This window comes from Acidovorax sp. SUPP1855 (genome assembly GCF_030158955.1).
GTDB lineage: Bacteria > Pseudomonadota > Gammaproteobacteria > Burkholderiales > Burkholderiaceae_C > Paracidovorax.
Genome location: NZ_BQXI01000003.1, coordinates 110,785 through 126,525, shown reverse-complemented (window position 1 = coordinate 126,525; position 15,741 = coordinate 110,785). Strand labels below are relative to the sequence as shown.

The window sequence follows — 15,741 nt, the reverse complement described above, 5'->3', positions numbered from 1 at the left end:
CGCACACAGGCGGCTTTTGCGGTCCGGTCAGCCCTTGGTCGCGAGGTGCTGCATCAGGAGGTCGCGCACACGTTCCATCTGTGCATCCGTGATGCCCAGCAGGGGTCGGGCTGGGTAGTCGTATTCCGGCCCTCCTGGCTTCACGCGGTCGCGCAGGCCGAAGTGGTGCACGCGGGCGATGCGGTCCGCGCGGCCGGCGAATTGCACCACGGCTTCGTCGGGCGTGCCGCGCGCCTGCAGGTACTTCGCCGCGCGCATCTTCACAAACATGGCCTGCGCCTTGGCCCGGATGGCGCCGCGCTGGTCGCGCAGTTTGTTTTTCCGTGGCGTCCAGGCGGTGCCGTCCGGCGCTTGCTGGTCGCGCATGCTGGCGGCATTGCTCTTGCGCAGTTCCCGAGCCACGGTGCGGGTGAGCGCGCGCCGCTCAGGAGCACTCAGGCGCGCCAGCAGCGGCGCCACCCAGTCTTCCAGGCGTTGCAGATCGTCCATGGTCAGGGCCTGGGATCGTGGGTCCACTCCGCGAGCTTCTGGTCGCGCAGCCACAGCGACCATTGCTCAGGGATGGGCCGGTACGTTGGGTGTGGCGGTTCCTCGATGTGGATCACATCGAGGCCGCCGGCCACGTCGGCGCGTGGGCGCACGATCACCGATTCGGTCAGGTCGATTTCGACGGCGAGGTCCACGGTGGTGGCGCTCAGAAACTCCACGTCGAACCGCAGGGCCTTGCGCTGCTTTTCGGGGTGGTCGATGAGGTCGGACTGATTCACCTGCAGCCACATCAGCAGGGGCACGATCACCGCGTCCGCGTGGCCGGCGTAGTCCAGCACCAGGACCTGCAGGGTGTAGGCGTATTCGAATGCCAGCGTGCCGGTGGCGCGCGTCGCCGTGCTGCCGGCCCGGATCATGACCACCAGTTTGCCCGGGTCGCGCGCCAGCTCGGGCAATGCCCGCGTGAGGTGGTCGCGCAGGCTACCGGGCTTGAGCATCGGGTCCAGGCTTGTTCAAGGTGGCGACTGCGGCATCGTAGGCGTGCTCGCAGGCGGCGCCGCGGATGCGGGCATCGTCAGCGACTGCCGCCAGTGCTCCCGCTCGCTGGTCAGCGCGTCGGCGCAGCTCGGCGAGCAGATCGACGGGGCCGGCGTCTGTCTCGCACTGGCCGGCAGCGGCGGCAGCGAGGGCGCGCTGACGGTGGGCGGTGAGATAGCCGGCGAGGTCGCGCTGCAGCCGGTCGCCAGCAGCAACAGCGCGCTCAGCGCTGGCGCGAGCCTCCAGCAGCTCGGCCTGGGTGGCGCCTTCGATTCGGTCGTGTCCATTGCGGAGTTCCTTTTCCTTTCTGCGGTGGTCTTCGGATTGCGCGAGCGCGGCGGACGATGCGCGTTCACGCTCGGCCGATAGCGTGGTGCGTGTGGTTGCGGCATCGAGTTCGGCCACGTGGCGCGCCCTGGTTTGTGCGAGCAACGCGACAGCGAGCGCCAGCGCCGCGAGCTGCCAGGCGTAGGCCTTGAGGTTGGAGAGGATCACTGCGCGTCCCCGGCGCCTGCACAGTCGGCATACATGCGCACGATCGTTTGGGTGTGCACGCGGCGTTCGAGGCTGGAGGCGCCCGCGCGCAAGATCGGTAGGGGGGGGCAGTCGCGCGGCGCGGCGCTGCTGGGTGCTGGGACGGGATCGGGATCGGGCTGGGGCGGTGCAGCAGGTGCGGCACAGCCGGCCAAGGCAAGAACAGCAATCGAGGCAAGGCGGTTCATTTTGCGGCTTCTCCTGCGATGCGGGCGTTGGCCCGGTTGATGGTGGTGTTGATGGCTCGGCGGTCGTGCTCCAAGGCCGCAGCAGGCATGCCTGCCGCCTTGGCGACCTTGCCGGCCGTGGCCGCGGCGGCCTGCGCCGTCTCTGCAGCGGCCGACGCGGTATCGGCCGCCTCGGCGCTTCGGTCGGCGGCATGCGCCACCCGGCCCGTCAGCGCCTGCAATGCGATGCGGTTCGCCTCCTGCAGGCGCGCGATTTCGCCCAGGTGGTCTTCCCGGTCTTCCGCGAGCATGCCGCGCATGCGCTCCACGCCGGCCCAGTAGCCCAGGCCTGCGCCGCCTCCGACCATCCCGACCATGCCCACCAACATGACGGCGGCCGCGGCGATGGCTCGGTATCGACCCACCCGTTCATGGCTTTGCATCGATTTGCTCCTTGAGTGCCCGGACCTGTTCGCGCAGGGCGCCCAGCTCGGCGTTTTGGTCTTCCAGTTGTCGGGACATGGCGGCGAGCTGCCCGCGCAGTTCCCCGAGCGCGGTCACCGCATCGTTTCGCTCTTTGGCGAAGCCATCGGCGCGCTTGTCCGCCTCCGCGCGCGCCAGCCGCTCGGCTTCCAGCAGTTCCTTGTAGACGTTGATGGCGGACACGCGCCCGGCGTCGTCTGCCCGGTCGGCCGCTCCGCGGCTCAGCCACTGGCGAAACACGACGGCGCCGCCGGCGATGGCCGCCGCCGCTGCGCTCAACGCGGCGAATGGGCCGCCCGGCACACTGTTGAGGTCAGGAGGTTCCACGCCTCACTCCAGTGCCAGGCCAACGGCTTGCGCGATGAGATCGGGGGCGTAGGGCTGCTGGCCGTTTTCGTGGGCGACGATGGCCGGCAGGATGCGCGCGAGGGTGTCGGCGTCCTGCAGGTCGATGCGGTCATCCACACCGACGCCCAGCGCGCGGGCGACCTGGCGGGCATAGGCGGCGGTGTCGTTTTCCGATGGCGGCGCCCACCGGCCGATGATGGCCGCGGGCGTGCGCAGCCCGTACTTACGCTGGTACGACAACAGCACTTTGGCGAGCGCGCGCAGGCCCCATTTCGGCTCTGAAAAAACGACGAAGCGGGGGTCGCTGCTTTGGTCGGCGGCCATCCCTTGCCACCGATCTGCGGTCCGGTCGATGTTTCCGGGATTGTGGTTGCGGATACCGCGGGGAATAGGAGTTGCAGGCATGGATCAGTCCCACAGATTGACGGTGGGCAGGGTGGGGGTTTCGGGGAGGTCGGCGAGCTGCACCGCCGTGCCGGCGGTGAGCTGCGCACCTTGGGCGGCGAGCCCAGGATTCAGGGCGAGCGTGGCTTCGACCACGCCCGCGGTTCGGCCGAGCACGCGCAGGCACAGCGCATCCAGCGTTTCGCGGTCGCGGGCGATGGCCTGCATCAGATCAATTCCACCGTGGTGCGGCGGATGCGCAGGAGGTCGGATATCGCCCAGCGCATGGCCTGCCGGTGGGCGTCGATCTTTTCCCCCAGGCGCTCGCGGATGCGGTCGCCTTTGCCGTCGCTGTGGGGCGTGGTGTCGATATCGCGGTGGGCCTCAGCGACCAGCGCTTGCACGCAGGCATTGATCGCGCGGTGGTAGCGCACGACGTTGACCGACCGGCCCGCGAGCTGTCCCGCAGGGATGGCGGCGAGCGATGCATGCCCGGCCGCTTCCTGCTGCGCCCGGAACGCGGCCAACTCGCCGTTGACGGTATCCATGGCCTCGATCAACGCATGGCGCAGCCGCACAGGCGTAACGGTGCCGTCCAGCAGCGCAGCCTCGCGCACTTCGTCGGGCGACACGGCGGGAAACCACGGGTCGTTCGCGGGAGCGGCTTCCTCGCCGCGCGCGGGCGGGTTGGCAGTGGTGATGAAGGTCATGGCGATGGGTCAGGAAATGAGGTGGCGGTGGTCCGGTGTCGGCCTTGCGTGCCGCGCTTGTGGCTTGGCAATGGGGCAGACACCGGAGCCGCCAGGGTGCGGGGTACGCTCGGTCAGGTGGTCGGGGCGTCGGCCTTGAGGCGGCGCTCCAACCGTTCCATGTCTTTTTTCACGCCCACCTGCGCGAACAGTTCGTGGGCGCGTTGCAATTGCTGCATGGCCAGGTGGGCGCGGGAGAGGTCCAGCGTCGCCAGGTCGGGCTCATGGGTCGGGCTCTTGCCCATGAGCGCGTAGCCGATGGCCTTGTGCAGCTTGGCCCGCGCTTGGTCCGGCGCGTCGCGCCCGTCCGTGAGCTGGTCCACTTCGGCCAGCACGCGCATGGCTTCGTCGCCCACGAGCTTGCCGGCGAGGGCTGCGGTGCTGGCTTCATCGATCAGCAGCGTGGTGAGGTCGCGGTTGTACTGGTCCGGCAGCGTGAGTCCATGGGCCAGCGCGTAAGCGGCCAACTCCATACCGCGCGCCCAGGAGCCGCAATCGAAGTGCCACACCATCAGCGACGTGAGCACTACGTCTTGGCCGCCCTGGCCCCCGGCCAGGGCGCCCGTGAGCCAGTCTTCGTACAGCGGCAGAAAGGCGCGCTTGGCCTCGATCTTGCGCTCCACGGACTGGATGGCCTTGAGGGTGCGGCGGTGGTCGTAGAGCTGCGCGAGCATCAGCTCGTAGGCGCTTCCGACCACTTCATCGCCGGGCGGTGCGGCCTTGGCCGCTTGCTCGGCCAGGACGCGCATTTGATGGCGTCGTGCGGGTGTCGTCATGGCGGTCCGTCTCCCGTGCGCGCTCAGCCGACGAACTGGATGTTCTCGACCATCGCCGCTAGGCCGTAGTTTTCGACCACGTAGGCGTCGTTCGACGAATCGTAGTTTTCGATGCGGCTGCGCTTGGCGTTTTCTTCCGTGCGGCGGCGACGTGCCGATTCCTGCCAGTAGATGGACAGGTTGTCGTACGTGGTGATGAGCAGCGTGTTGTCAGGGAAATAGGGGAGCGCCACGGCTTGCAACCCGCCCACGCGCTTTTGACTGACGACGATATCGGCGGCAAGCGTTTCCGACGGCGTTTGCTGGGTGTTGATGAGCGGGAAGTATTTGTCATCCAGCAACGTGCGCCCCAGCATGCACACCACGCGCGGATTGTTGTGATACCAAGGGTCCATCAACCTGATCGCGTCGAAGACCAGCGCATCAATGTTCTTGTAGCCGTCCGCGATGCCAACACCAGCACCAATTTTGACTGCGCCGCTGCCAGGCTTTACTTCCTGCATGACACGTGACGGCGCATCAGTGCGAAGGTGCTGCAGCCATCCCTTATTCACGTCTTGCAGCATGGGATTTGCCAGCAAGTCGGAGTCAGGGGAAACACTCACGCCATGGAAGCCAATGACCATGCGGTCCAGGGCTTGACGCTGGATGATCTGATTCCGCACGCGGGTCTGGAAGTCCTTGAACTTCGCCCACGCGTCCAGCGTTGCATACCGGATGTAAGTGTCGAACTCGGTCTGCTCGCACGAGTAGCCGGTGGAATCCAGGGTGTGCAAGTCGCGCGGCTGGCGGTCCCGCACTTCGGTGTTCGTTCGGCCTGCACCGGGACCGTTGATCCCCAGTCCCAATTTCGCGCCCGACTTCTCGCGCACGGGCACCATGTTGATCTTGCCGAGGAACTCGCTCGACTCTTGGATTTTGTCCTCCAGAATTTGTTGCACCGTCGGCGTAACCGAATAGCCTTGGGAGGCGCTGGACACTCCGTTCAGCTGCGCTTGTCTGGCGAGGTATTCGTTATAGAGAACGCGGGTATCGTTATGCATGGATTTTTCCGTTTGAATTGAAAGGTTGGGCGCTCAGCAGTCGGTCAGGACGCGGCCGTTTCCGCCGGCCGCTGCCGGGCGTTGCGTGTGGTTGCCGGCGGGCGTGCCTTCCAGCGTTTTGAGCAGGGCCGCGTGCTTGGCGTCCAGCGCGCCGAAGTTCTTGGCGAGGGCATCGTGCGAAGCCTGCAGGGCGTCGTGGCGCTCGGCCAGGTCTTCGGCCAGGTCGGAGAACTGCTGGAAGCCCTCCAGCACCTGGGCGAAGCGGGCGTCGTCGCCTTTGCCCCGCGCCTTGAACTTCTCGCTGATGGCCTTCATCCCGTCGGCGAACAGGGCGCCCAGGCCTGAGGCTTCCGGTGCATCCTCGAATTCGAGGGCAACCTCCACCGCCTCGCTGAAAAGCGCCGACGGGTCCGACTTGCGGCCAGTGAAAGGGCTCGCGCTCGGCTTCTGCTGCGCGAAGGTGAGAACGTCGGTGCCCAGGCTCGCCGGGCTGTCGGTGACGGCCAGACCGGTGAGATAGGCCTGGCCCGAGTCGCCGAACTTGGGGTGGATTTCCACGCTGGTGTAGATCTTCTGTTTGGCCTTGTTCATGGCCACCAGCTCGGGCAGCGGGGCGATCTGAGCGAACAGGGCGCGCTTGCCGTCTTCCACGTCGCGCGCCTCGACCGCCAACACGTCGCCGTAGGCCTTGAACGGGCTGTCAGGCATCACGCCGCGGTAGTGCTCCAGCCAGACGCGGGCGCCGTATTTCTTGGGGTCGAAGTTGGTGGCCATCTGGTCGATGCAGGCGCGGTCGATGGTGCGGCCATCGGTGGTCGCGCCTTCGGTCGCAACGCGGAAAAACTTGGATTTCGGGGCGGTCTTGTCGGCCATGGTGTCGGGGTCCTCGGGGTTGGAATGGGCTCGCTGGTTGCGTGTGCCGCCATCGTCTCGCCGGCGCCTCGTGGTTTCAACGCATGCCGCATGTGTGCGGCCCGGGCACACCCGGAAGGGCGTTCGCAGGGGTCGCGCGCGTGTGGATCGGCCCATAACCTCGGTGCCCATGACTGCCGCTGCGCCTGCCTATCAGCTCCCGCCGTTCTCCGTTCTGCCTGCCGATGGCATGGCGGCGGACAAGCGCCGAGCTGCGCGGCATCTGTACTGGCAAGGCTGGCGCGTGTCTTCCATCGCCGAATACATCCAAGAGCCGCGCAGCACTGTGCAGGGGTGGAAAGACGCGGAGGATTGGGACAAGGCCCAGCCCGCGCAGCGCGTGGAAGCGGCCCTCGAAACGCGGCTCGTGCAGTTGGTGATGAAGGAGGGCAAGACCGGCGGCGATTTCAAGGAAATCGACTTGCTGGGCCGGCAGATCGAGCGCCTGGCGCGCGTGCAGAAGTACGAAAAGACCGGCAAGGACGCGGACTTGAATCCGGCGATCGAGCGGCGCAACGCGAAACCGAAAAAGCGGCCCGAGCGCAACCACTTCGACGAGACCGAGCACCAGATGCTGCTGGATGCGTTCGCGGGTTCCCTGTTCGGCTATCAGCAGGTGTGGCGCGACAACATGGACCAGCGCACGCGGTTCATTTTGAAATCGCGGCAGATCGGCGCCACGTGGTACTTCGCGCGGGAGGCGCTTGCCGACGCGCTGGCGACGGGGCGCAACCAGATTTTTCTATCAGCGTCCAAGGCCCAGGCGCACATTTTCAAGCAGTACATCATCGCGTTTGCGAAAGAGGCGTGCGGCGTGGAGCTGTCGGGCGATCCCATCGTTTTGAGCAACGGCGCACACCTGTATTTCCTGGGGACCAATGCGCTGACGGCGCAGGGCTACCACGGCAATTTCTACTTTGACGAGTGCTTCTGGACGCGCAAATTCGATGAGCTGAACAAGGTCGCGTCGGGCATGGCCATGCACAAGCACTGGCGCAAGACCTACTTCTCCACGCCCAGCAGCATCCAGCACCCGGCGCATGCCCTGTGGAGCGGCGAGCGCTACAACCGCAAGCGCGCCAAGGCCGACCGCATCACGCTGGACCTGTCGCACGGCCACCTGGGCGGAGGCTTCACCGGCGAGGACCGCATCTGGCGGCAGATCGTCAACATCATCGACGCGCAGCGCGGCGGCTGCAACCTGTTCGATCTGGACGAGCTGCGCAACGAATACAGCGCGGACGAGTTCGAGAACCTGCTCATGTGCGGGTTCATCGATGACAGCTACAGCGTGTTTCCGCTGGCCGAGCTGCAGCGATGCCAGGTCGATTCCTGGGAGACATGGCCCGACTTCAAACCGTTCCTGCTTCGCCCCTTCGGCTATCGGCCCGTGTGGGTCGGCTACGACCCCAGCCACACGGGCGACTCGGCCGCGCTGGTGGTCCTGGCTCCCCCGTCAACACCCGGAGGCAAGTTCCGCGTGCTGCACCGCCAGCAGTTCCGAGGCTTGGACTTCGAGGCCCAGGCGGAAGCCATCCAAAAGATCACGCAAACCTACAACGTCGCCCACATCGGCATCGATACCACGGGCATCGGACAGGGCGTTTTCCAGCTCGTCAAAAAGTTCTTTCCCGCGGCGCGCAGCTACCACTACTCGGTGGAGGTCAAAACCCGGCTGGTGCTCAAAGCCAAGAGCGTCATCAGCAAGGGACGGCTGGAGTTCGATGCCGGCGCCGTGGACATAGCGCAGGCGTTCCTGGCCATCAAGAAGATTCTGACCGCCAGCGGCCGGCAGGCCACTTTCGCCGCCGGCCGAAGCGAAGCGACGAGCCACGCGGACCTGGCCTGGGCGTGCATGCACGCGATGGACAACGAGCCGCTGGAAGGCGACGTGGCCGCCAACCGTTCGATCATGGAGATTACCTAATGACCACCCCCGACACCGCGGCCTTGCCCGGACCCAGCGTCACGGACGGCGCCTCGCCGCCCGCGCGCGTGGAAGCGTTCACCTTCGGCGATCCCACGCCCGTGATGGATGGCCGCGAAATCCTCGACTACTTCGAGAGCTGGCTCAATGGCCGGTGGTACGAGCCGCCCGTGAGCTGGGACGGCCTGGCGCGTTCGTTTCGCTCGGCCACGCACCACAGTTCCGCGCTCTACTTCAAACGCAACGTGCTGGCCAGCACGTTCGTGCCCCACAAGCTGCTGGACCGCGAGACCTTCAAGCGGCTGGCGCTGGACTACCTCACCTTCGGCAACGCCTATCTGGAGCGCACCCCGAACATGCTGGGCCGCGACCTGGGTCTGAAACACGCGTTGGCGAAGTACATGCGCCGCGGCGAGGAACTGGACCTCTACTACTTCGTGCGCGGCTGGCAGGACGAGCACGAATTCAAGCGCGGCAGCGTGTTCCACCTGCTGGAGGCCGATATCAATCAGGAGGTGTACGGCCTGCCCGAATACCTGGCCACGCTGCAGGCGGCCTGGCTCAACGAGTCGGCCACCCTGTTCCGGCGCAAGTATTACAACAACGGGAGCCATGCCGGCTTCATCATGTACATCAGCGACGCCGCGCACCAGCAGGAGGACATTGACGCCATCCGCGAAGCGCTGCGCAACAGCAAGGGCCCGGGCAATTTCCGGAACCTGTTCATGTACGCCCCCAACGGGAAAACCGATGGCGTCAAGATCATCCCGGTGGGTGAGGTGACCGCCAAGGACGACTTCCTGAACATCAAAAACGTGAGCCGCGACGACGTGCTCGCGGCCCATCGCATCCCGCCCCAATTGATGGGCATCGTGCCCAGCAACACGGGCGGCTTCGGCGCCATCTTGCCGGCGGCCGAGGTGTTCGCACGCAATGAGATCGCGCCATTGCAAACCACGTTCCGCGCGCTCAACGACTGGATGGGCGATGAGGTGGTGCGCTTCGAGCCCTATGTCGTCGGTACCAAAGGCGAGGGGGAGGCTGCTACCAAATAGATAGCGACCTCACCTTTCGCATTCAAACAGGGCCGCCGCGAGCGGCCCTTCTTCTTGGCCCATGCAGGGGTGGGGCGTTGCAAGGGTGTCCTTCCCCTGCCTCCCGGCTGTACCCGCCTTCCCGGCCCCTCTGCGGGCCGCCCTGACCCCTTCGACACCCCCACTCACCACCCACCCGGGGCGCCTCCGGGGAGTGCCGGCGCGCAGTCGAGACCCCGCCCCGCCTGCCCGCTAAATGGAGTTGTTTTCACGGTGCTGCCGGACCTTGGCAGCGCTAGGCCTGGCGCGGCTTTGCGGGCGGTTTGTGACTAGTCCCGCATGACGGAATTTGCCGGCTTTTTACGCTCCCGGGAAAAAGTCTTTGGCATCATTACTGTATTTAAATACAGTGATTTCATGAACCTCCCAGGCATCACGCGGCCCATCGGCGCCGCCCCCGGCAGTCTTGCAGACAACGCCAACAGGCGGACCGGCGGCGTGCCAGCGTGCGTCATTCGCCTGCGGTTTTGTGGCGTGTATTTGCCCAGGCGATATATCCGTGAGCGTGCCATGCCGACCGGCTTGCTCATCAGCAAAGAGTACGACGGCGGCAAGTGGGGCCTGACCCTGCATCCCATGGACGGGGCCGTGACTCCCATCTTGGACGGGCTGTCCTCGCCCGCTGTGGTCAAGCGGCGCGCCGATGGCGCGATGTTGATCGAGGGGTTGGAGTGGGACGAGGGGAGGCTCGATCGATGGCGGCAAACCTGGCTTTGCGCCCCGACCATGCCGCTTGCCGAGAGTGCGCTTGACGCGATGGCCACGTGGCTGGAGGCGCAATACAACCGCGCGCAGTTCGAGAGGATGCACCGCGAGCGATAGCGGCGCGGGGATCAAAGCCGGGAAGGGTTCGGGAAAAACCTGATTTCCTGATTCGGGCTTGTGAACCGCCTGCTGGGCCAATGCTGGCGCGGGTTTGAGCCAATCAGGCTTGTTTCTGATTTGGCCTAACTGGAATCAGGGTGAGTGCATAAGTTGTTGATTTCATTGATTATTTTTAAAACGGGTGGTCATGGTCTGCAATGCTGATGGAATTAGGTTAAATCAGAAAAAAATCAGATTTCTTTAGATGCGGAAAACTCAGCAACCACGCGGGTTTCAGGACGATTTCAGAATTCGATTAGGGAAATCAGGCTTTCCCCGAACCCTCCCCGGAATTTTGAAAATCCTGGGCTCGCGCATGGTGCGTCACGCGTGTATATGTGACGGAAGCTGCGGATTGGGGCGGGCAAATGCACACGGGTGGGTGGTCATTGCATGAAGAACGCCAGCAGCTCGGGCCATGCCCCGATAGACCGGGAATGGTTGGCGAGTCCTGAGCGCGAGGAGTGCGTGACTTTTGCGTGACCTTCCAATGCACTAGGAAGCAGCCCTGTGCACTGAAGCGGGTGTGGGCGCCGCTAAGTCGTTGATTTATAAAAGTGCAGGTTGCTTTTGGTGGGCTACGAACCAAGGGGTCGTGGGTTCGATTCCTGCCAGCCGCACCAAACGGTAAGCCCTAGAACAGTGATGTTCTAGGGCTTTTTCCGTTGGGGATTCGAATGCTCTCTGCATCAAAATGCACCCATGAGCAAGGCATTCACCAAAGAATCGGATCAGTCCGATGACGAAGATTTTTCCCCTGCACCCATTCCTGCGGGTAGCAAGAACTACATCACCCCTTCCGGTTACGCCAAGCTGCGCGATGAACTGCTGGATCTCATCGACAACGAGCGGCCCAAGATCGTTGAAGTGGTTCATTGGGCTGCAAGCAATGGGGACCGTTCGGAGAACGGGGACTACCTGTATGGCAAGAAACGCCTGCGCGAAATTGATCGCAGGATTCGGTTTCTGACCAAACGACTCGAAATTGCCGAGGTGGTCGATCCCGCCATTCACGCCGGAAGTGATCAGGTGTTCTTTGGTGCCACGGTCCACTATGCGGACGATGAAGGCGTCGAGCGCACCATCACGATCCTGGGAATCGACGAGGTCGAGACGGGCCTGGCGCAAGTCAGTTGGGTGTCGCCGGTGGCTCGGGCCTTACTGAAGGCCCGCGAAGGGGATCAGGTTCAGTTGGCCACGCCTGGTGGCACGCGGACGCTGGAGGTTTTGGACGTCCGTTATCCCCAACCGGTGGCATAGGGCCAGTGTGCCGGCCTTACCCCTGGGGCAGCACGCGGAAAGCGCGAAGCACTGCGGGCGTTCGGCGCAAATTGCGCAAGGAGGCCTCGACGTGTGACTGGTCTCGTGCAGCGATGACAAAACGCAAATCGGTCGTGTCCATGGCGGCTTCATCGTCCATGTCGACGTGAACGATGTCCGCTTCTGAGCTCGCCAGTTCGGCGGCGATACGTGCCAGGACGCCCTTGCCGTTGGCCACAGTCACGACGATCCCGGTTTCGAACATGCGCGTTGGCTCATCGGCCCAGTCCACGGCGATAAAACGTTCGCTGTCCTTGTGCTGAAGCTTTTTTGCCACGCTGCATTGGGCGTTGTGAACCACAAGCCCTTCACCGCGCCCCAGGTAGCCGACGATGGGATCTCCCGGCACCGGGCGGCAGCAATTCGCGTATTGAACGGATGCGTTCTCGCTGCCGTCCAAAGTCACGCCACCTTGGGACAGGGTTTCGTGGGAAGAATACCTTTCACGCGTCAGCAACAGGGCATCGGGTCGGTGTCCATGCTCCGTCATCAGCACCATGAGGCGTTTTGCCACGATGCCCGCAATGCGTTTGCCCAAACCGATGTCGGTCATGAGTTCATTGCGTGTTCGATTGCCTGTGAAGCGGAGCAGCTTGTCCCACAGTGCCTGGTTCTCCGACTCGGTCGGCAGGCGTTCCAGCCCCTCGGCCCTCAGGGCCTGGGTCAAAAGCTTTTCGCCCAGTCCCGCTGATTCGGTATGGGCCAGCGTTTTGAGGTAGTGGCGAATCTTCGAGCGTGCGCGGCCCGTGCGCACGAAGCCCAGCCAGGCGGGATTGGGCGTGGACACCGGCGCCGTGATGATCTCCACCACATCGCCGTTCTTGAGCTCGGTCCGCAGGGGGACCTGCTCGTTGTTGATCTTGGCGGCCGTGGTGCGATCACCCACATTGCTGTGGATGGCATAGGCGAAATCGACCACCGTGGCGCCCCGTGGCAGTGCCATGATCTGGCTCTTGGGGGTGAAGACATAAACCGCGTCGGGGAACAGGTCGACCTTCACATGGTCCCAGAACTCCGCGGCATCCCGCGTTTCGTTCTGAATATCCAGCAGTGACTGGAGCCACTTGGTGCCAAGGCGCTCCGCGGCCGATCCGTCTGCGTCCTGTGCTTTGTACAACCAATGGGCGGCCACGCCGGCTTCCGCTACCACGTGCATTTCCTCGGTGCGCATCTGGAATTCGATGTTGACCCCGGAAGGTCCGACCAAGGTGGTGTGCAGCGACTGGTAGCCGTTGAGCTTGGCGATGGCGATGTGGTCCTTGAATCGCCCAGGAACAGGCTTGTACATCTGATGCAGCACGCCCAATGCCGTGTAGCAATCGACCACGGTCGGCACGATCACGCGAAAGCCGTAGATGTCGGTCACCTGGGCAAAGCTCAGGTGCTTGGTGTCCATCTTCTGGTAGATGGCATAGAGCGTTTTCTCGCGGCCTGCGAGGCGGGCTTTCATGCCCAGCTTCGAAAACGCGGTGTCGACCTCGGTTTGAACCCGCTGCACGATATCGCGCCGGCGGTTGCGCGATTTGTTCACCGCCTTGGACAGGGTCGCGTAGCGCCAGGGATGGAGATGCCGGAATGACAGATCCTGCAGCTCCCGGTAGGTCTGGTTCAGCCCGAGCCGGTGGGCGATGGGGGCATAGATCTCGAGGGTTTCGGAAGAAATGCGGCCCCATTTGCTGCGCGGCATGTCCGAGAGCGTGCGCATGTTGTGCGTGCGGTCGGCCAGCTTGATCAGAATGACCCGTACATCGCGGGCCATTGCCAACAGCATCTTGCGGAAGGACTCGGCCTGGTTCTCTTCGCGGGTGTTGAACTGCAGCTTGTCGAGCTTGGTGAGGCCATCCACCAATTCGGCCACCGGCAGGCCGAAGCGATCGATGAGATCGGACTTGGTGACGCCGCAATCTTCCATGGCGTCGTGCAGCAGTGCCGCCATCAGCGCCTGTCCATCCAGCTTCCAAGTGGCGCACTGGGCCGCCACTGCGATGGGGTGGGTGATGTAGGGCTCGCCGCTGTTGCGCAACTGCCCCAGGTGGGCTTCGTCGGCGAAGCGGTAGGCCTGCCGCACCTGTTCGATGCTGGCTGCGTCGAGGTAGCCGAGGTTCTCCGTGAGGGCCGCAAAACTGGCCGCTGCTGCGTTGGCGGCTGCTGCGGACGTACCGCCCGCCGCCCCGCTTTCGCCGGGGCGCGGGTCTTGGGCAGATGGTTTATTCAAGACCGCATTCATCCCTTTAATGTAGCTTGCTGGGGAGATCGTGGTTTTTGGCCAAAAAAAAGCACCGCAAAGCGGTGCTATTGGGCTGCAGCAGCAGACCTGGGCGCGTCAGCCCGGGACCTTTTTCAGCATCTCCAGGCCGACCTTGCCTTCGGCGATTTCGCGCAAGGCGGTCACCGCAGGCTTGTTGCGGCTTTCGATCTTTGGGGCATGGCCTTGGCTCAGCATGCGTGCGCGGTACGTGGCTGCCAGCACGAGTTGAAAGCGGTTGGGGATGTGCTCGAGACAGTCTTCAACGGTAATGCGGGCCATGCGTCTTCTCCAGAAGGATCAGGTGATATTGAGGGATTCGAACGTGTCGGCCCATGCACGGCGTTGCGCCGCATACTTCAGCCGCTGAGCGTGGACGATGGTTTTCAGGTCGAAAAGCGCACGCTCAAAGAGTTCGTTGATTATAACGAAGTCGAATTTGTATGCCTGTTCCATTTCCTGGGCGGCATTCTTCAGCCGGATCTCGATCACGTCCGGAGCGTCTTCCCCGCGGCGTTCCAGGCGGGATCTCAGTTCTTCCCAACTGGGGGGGAGGATGAAGATGAGGACGGCATTCGCAAAGGCCTGTTTGACCTGAATCGCGCCCTGGAAGTCGATTTCCAGGACCACATCGGCGCCTTGCGCGATGCGCTCCTCGATGGCCTTGCGGGATGTGCCATAGCGGCGACCGTGCACGTGGGCCCACTCCACGAAGCCGTCGGAGGCGACCATGGCGTCGAATTCCTGCTCCGAGGTGAAGAAGTATTCGCGGCCGTGCTTTTCCTGCCCACGCGGTGCCCGGGTGGTGTGCGAGACCGAGGGCTGCACATGGGAGTCCAGCTCCAGCAATGCCTTGACCAGGCTCGATTTGCCCGCGCCGCTGGGCGCTGCCACTACGAATAGATTTCCAGGGTAGTCCATGCGGGATAGGTGCTGGCTGCTATCAAAAAAGGATTATCACTCACTCGATGTTCTGGACCTGCTCGCGCATCTGCTCGATCAGGACCTTCATGTCCACGCTGATGCGCGTGAGTTCCATCGCGGCGGACTTGGAGCCGAGCGTGTTGGCTTCGCGGTGCAGTTCCTGGATGAGAAAGTCCAGGCGTTTGCCCACTTCGCCGCCTTTCTTGAGCAGGCGTTCGATCTCGTCCAGGTGCGAATCCAGCCGGGTGATCTCTTCCGCCACGTCGATGCGGATGGCGAAGGCGGTGGCCTCGGTCAGGGCGCGGTCCTGGGCGGCTTCGGGCAGCGTGGCGTTGTCGGCCAGGGCCATGGCCTCCTTCCAGCGTTCCATGAAGCGCTGGCGCTGCTGCTCCACCAGCTTGGGAACCAGCGGCGTGGCCTGGTGGGCCAGGGCGCGCAGTTGTTCGAGCCGGTCCTGCAGCATGGCCGACAGGCGCTTGCCTTCGCGTTCGCGGGCTTGGAGGAGATCTTTCAGTGCTTTCTCGGCCAGGGCCGGGACAGCATCGCTCCAGTCGTCCTGGACGGAGCCGGCATTCGCGCACAGGCGCAGGGCGTCGGCGACGCTCAAGGGGGCCGCGTCGGGCAGCCACGCGCGCACGGCGTCCTGCGCGGAGTTCAGCCGCTGCAGCAGGCGGGGTGCCGGGTCGGGCAGGGCGGTGGTGTCTTCGTTTTCGATGGAGGCTCGGACTTCGACCTTGCCCCGCTTGAGGCGGGCGGTGAGCAGGCTGCGCAGCACCGGCTCCTGGGCGCGCAACTCGTCGGGCAAGCGGAACGACAGATCCAGGAAACGGCTGTTGACGGACCGGATCTCCAGCCCCAGGCGGCGGGTGCGGCCATCGGTTTCGCCCCCTCCCGCGGATGCACTTTGCTGTGCGCTGGCGTATCCGGTCATGCTGTAAACTGCCA

General features: G+C 64.2%; 19 protein-coding genes. 4 read left to right on the top strand and 15 right to left on the bottom strand.

Annotated elements, in window-relative coordinates; genetic code table 11:
* Positions 1–27: 27 nt before the first annotated feature.
* The 11 genes from AVMA1855_RS03690 to AVMA1855_RS03640 form a co-directional block, all read right to left on the bottom strand.
* Complete coding sequence (locus tag AVMA1855_RS03690) at positions 28–489, bottom strand: phage virion morphogenesis protein (protein ID WP_284424649.1); 462 nt, start codon at positions 487–489, stop codon at positions 28–30.
* Between the two features lie 2 nt (positions 490–491).
* On the bottom strand, positions 492–986 hold the full coding sequence (locus tag AVMA1855_RS03685) for a phage tail protein (RefSeq protein ID WP_284424648.1): 495 nt from the start codon (positions 984–986) through the stop codon (positions 492–494).
* On the bottom strand, positions 970–1,521 hold the full coding sequence (locus AVMA1855_RS03680; protein ID WP_284424647.1) for a DUF2514 family protein: 552 nt from the start codon (positions 1,519–1,521) through the stop codon (positions 970–972). Before AVMA1855_RS03680 ends, AVMA1855_RS03685 begins: the two co-directional genes overlap by 17 nt.
* Positions 1,522–1,744: 223 nt before the next feature.
* Positions 1,745–2,170, bottom strand: coding sequence for a hypothetical protein (locus tag AVMA1855_RS03675; RefSeq protein ID WP_284424646.1), 426 nt, complete (start codon positions 2,168–2,170; stop codon positions 1,745–1,747).
* Positions 2,157–2,537 carry a hypothetical protein gene (locus tag AVMA1855_RS03670; RefSeq protein ID WP_284424645.1) on the bottom strand — a complete coding sequence of 127 codons (381 nt, stop codon included), beginning with the start codon at positions 2,535–2,537 and terminating at the stop codon, positions 2,157–2,159. The genes AVMA1855_RS03675 and AVMA1855_RS03670 overlap by 14 nt, the downstream gene beginning before the upstream one ends.
* A gap of 3 nt (positions 2,538–2,540) precedes the next feature.
* Entirely contained in the window at positions 2,541–2,882 is a 342-nt protein-coding gene (locus AVMA1855_RS03665) for a structural protein P5 (protein ID WP_284424644.1), read from the bottom strand.
* Between the two features lie 84 nt (positions 2,883–2,966).
* The gene (locus tag AVMA1855_RS03660) at positions 2,967–3,170 is read right to left on the bottom strand and encodes a tail protein X (RefSeq protein WP_284424643.1); all 204 of its coding nucleotides are present in this window, start codon (positions 3,168–3,170) and stop codon (positions 2,967–2,969) included.
* The gene (locus AVMA1855_RS03655; RefSeq protein WP_284424642.1) at positions 3,170–3,652 is read right to left on the bottom strand and encodes a head completion/stabilization protein; all 483 of its coding nucleotides are present in this window, start codon (positions 3,650–3,652) and stop codon (positions 3,170–3,172) included. The genes AVMA1855_RS03660 and AVMA1855_RS03655 overlap by 1 nt, the downstream gene beginning before the upstream one ends.
* A gap of 113 nt (positions 3,653–3,765) precedes the next feature.
* Positions 3,766–4,467: a phage terminase small subunit gene (gpM, locus tag AVMA1855_RS03650; RefSeq protein WP_284424641.1), complete on the bottom strand. Its 702-nt coding sequence runs from the start codon at positions 4,465–4,467 to the stop codon at positions 3,766–3,768.
* A gap of 23 nt (positions 4,468–4,490) precedes the next feature.
* Positions 4,491–5,510, bottom strand: coding sequence for a phage major capsid protein, P2 family (locus AVMA1855_RS03645; protein WP_284424640.1), 1,020 nt, complete (start codon positions 5,508–5,510; stop codon positions 4,491–4,493).
* 33 nt (positions 5,511–5,543) lie between these two features.
* Positions 5,544–6,383, bottom strand: coding sequence for a GPO family capsid scaffolding protein (locus AVMA1855_RS03640; RefSeq protein WP_284424639.1), 840 nt, complete (start codon positions 6,381–6,383; stop codon positions 5,544–5,546).
* Between the two features lie 229 nt (positions 6,384–6,612).
* On the opposite strand from AVMA1855_RS03640, the gene AVMA1855_RS03635 reads away from it, so the two are divergent.
* From AVMA1855_RS03635 to greB, 4 genes are all read left to right on the top strand, one after another.
* Entirely contained in the window at positions 6,613–8,349 is a 1,737-nt protein-coding gene (locus AVMA1855_RS03635; RefSeq protein WP_284424764.1) for a terminase large subunit domain-containing protein, read from the top strand.
* On the top strand, positions 8,349–9,404 hold the full coding sequence (locus tag AVMA1855_RS03630; protein WP_284424638.1) for a phage portal protein: 1,056 nt from the start codon (positions 8,349–8,351) through the stop codon (positions 9,402–9,404). Before AVMA1855_RS03635 ends, AVMA1855_RS03630 begins: the two co-directional genes overlap by 1 nt.
* A 318-nt stretch (positions 9,405–9,722) precedes the next feature.
* Complete coding sequence (locus AVMA1855_RS03625) at positions 9,723–10,265, top strand: hypothetical protein (RefSeq protein ID WP_284424637.1); 543 nt, start codon at positions 9,723–9,725, stop codon at positions 10,263–10,265.
* Between the two features lie 744 nt (positions 10,266–11,009).
* The gene (gene greB, locus AVMA1855_RS03620; protein ID WP_284424636.1) at positions 11,010–11,567 is read left to right on the top strand and encodes a transcription elongation factor GreB; all 558 of its coding nucleotides are present in this window, start codon (positions 11,010–11,012) and stop codon (positions 11,565–11,567) included.
* Between the two features lie 16 nt (positions 11,568–11,583).
* On the opposite strand, the gene AVMA1855_RS03615 is transcribed toward greB, so the two are convergent.
* From AVMA1855_RS03615 to AVMA1855_RS03600, 4 genes are all read right to left on the bottom strand, one after another.
* Entirely contained in the window at positions 11,584–13,854 is a 2,271-nt protein-coding gene (locus tag AVMA1855_RS03615) for a RelA/SpoT family protein (RefSeq protein ID WP_284402680.1), read from the bottom strand.
* Positions 13,855–13,950: 96 nt separating this feature from the next.
* Positions 13,951–14,154, bottom strand: coding sequence for a DNA-directed RNA polymerase subunit omega (rpoZ, locus tag AVMA1855_RS03610; RefSeq protein WP_272564822.1), 204 nt, complete (start codon positions 14,152–14,154; stop codon positions 13,951–13,953).
* 18 nt (positions 14,155–14,172) lie between these two features.
* Entirely contained in the window at positions 14,173–14,793 is a 621-nt protein-coding gene (gmk, locus tag AVMA1855_RS03605; protein ID WP_284424635.1) for a guanylate kinase, read from the bottom strand.
* A gap of 40 nt (positions 14,794–14,833) precedes the next feature.
* Positions 14,834–15,727: a YicC/YloC family endoribonuclease gene (locus AVMA1855_RS03600; RefSeq protein WP_284424763.1), complete on the bottom strand. Its 894-nt coding sequence runs from the start codon at positions 15,725–15,727 to the stop codon at positions 14,834–14,836.
* Positions 15,728–15,741 lie beyond the last annotated feature (14 nt).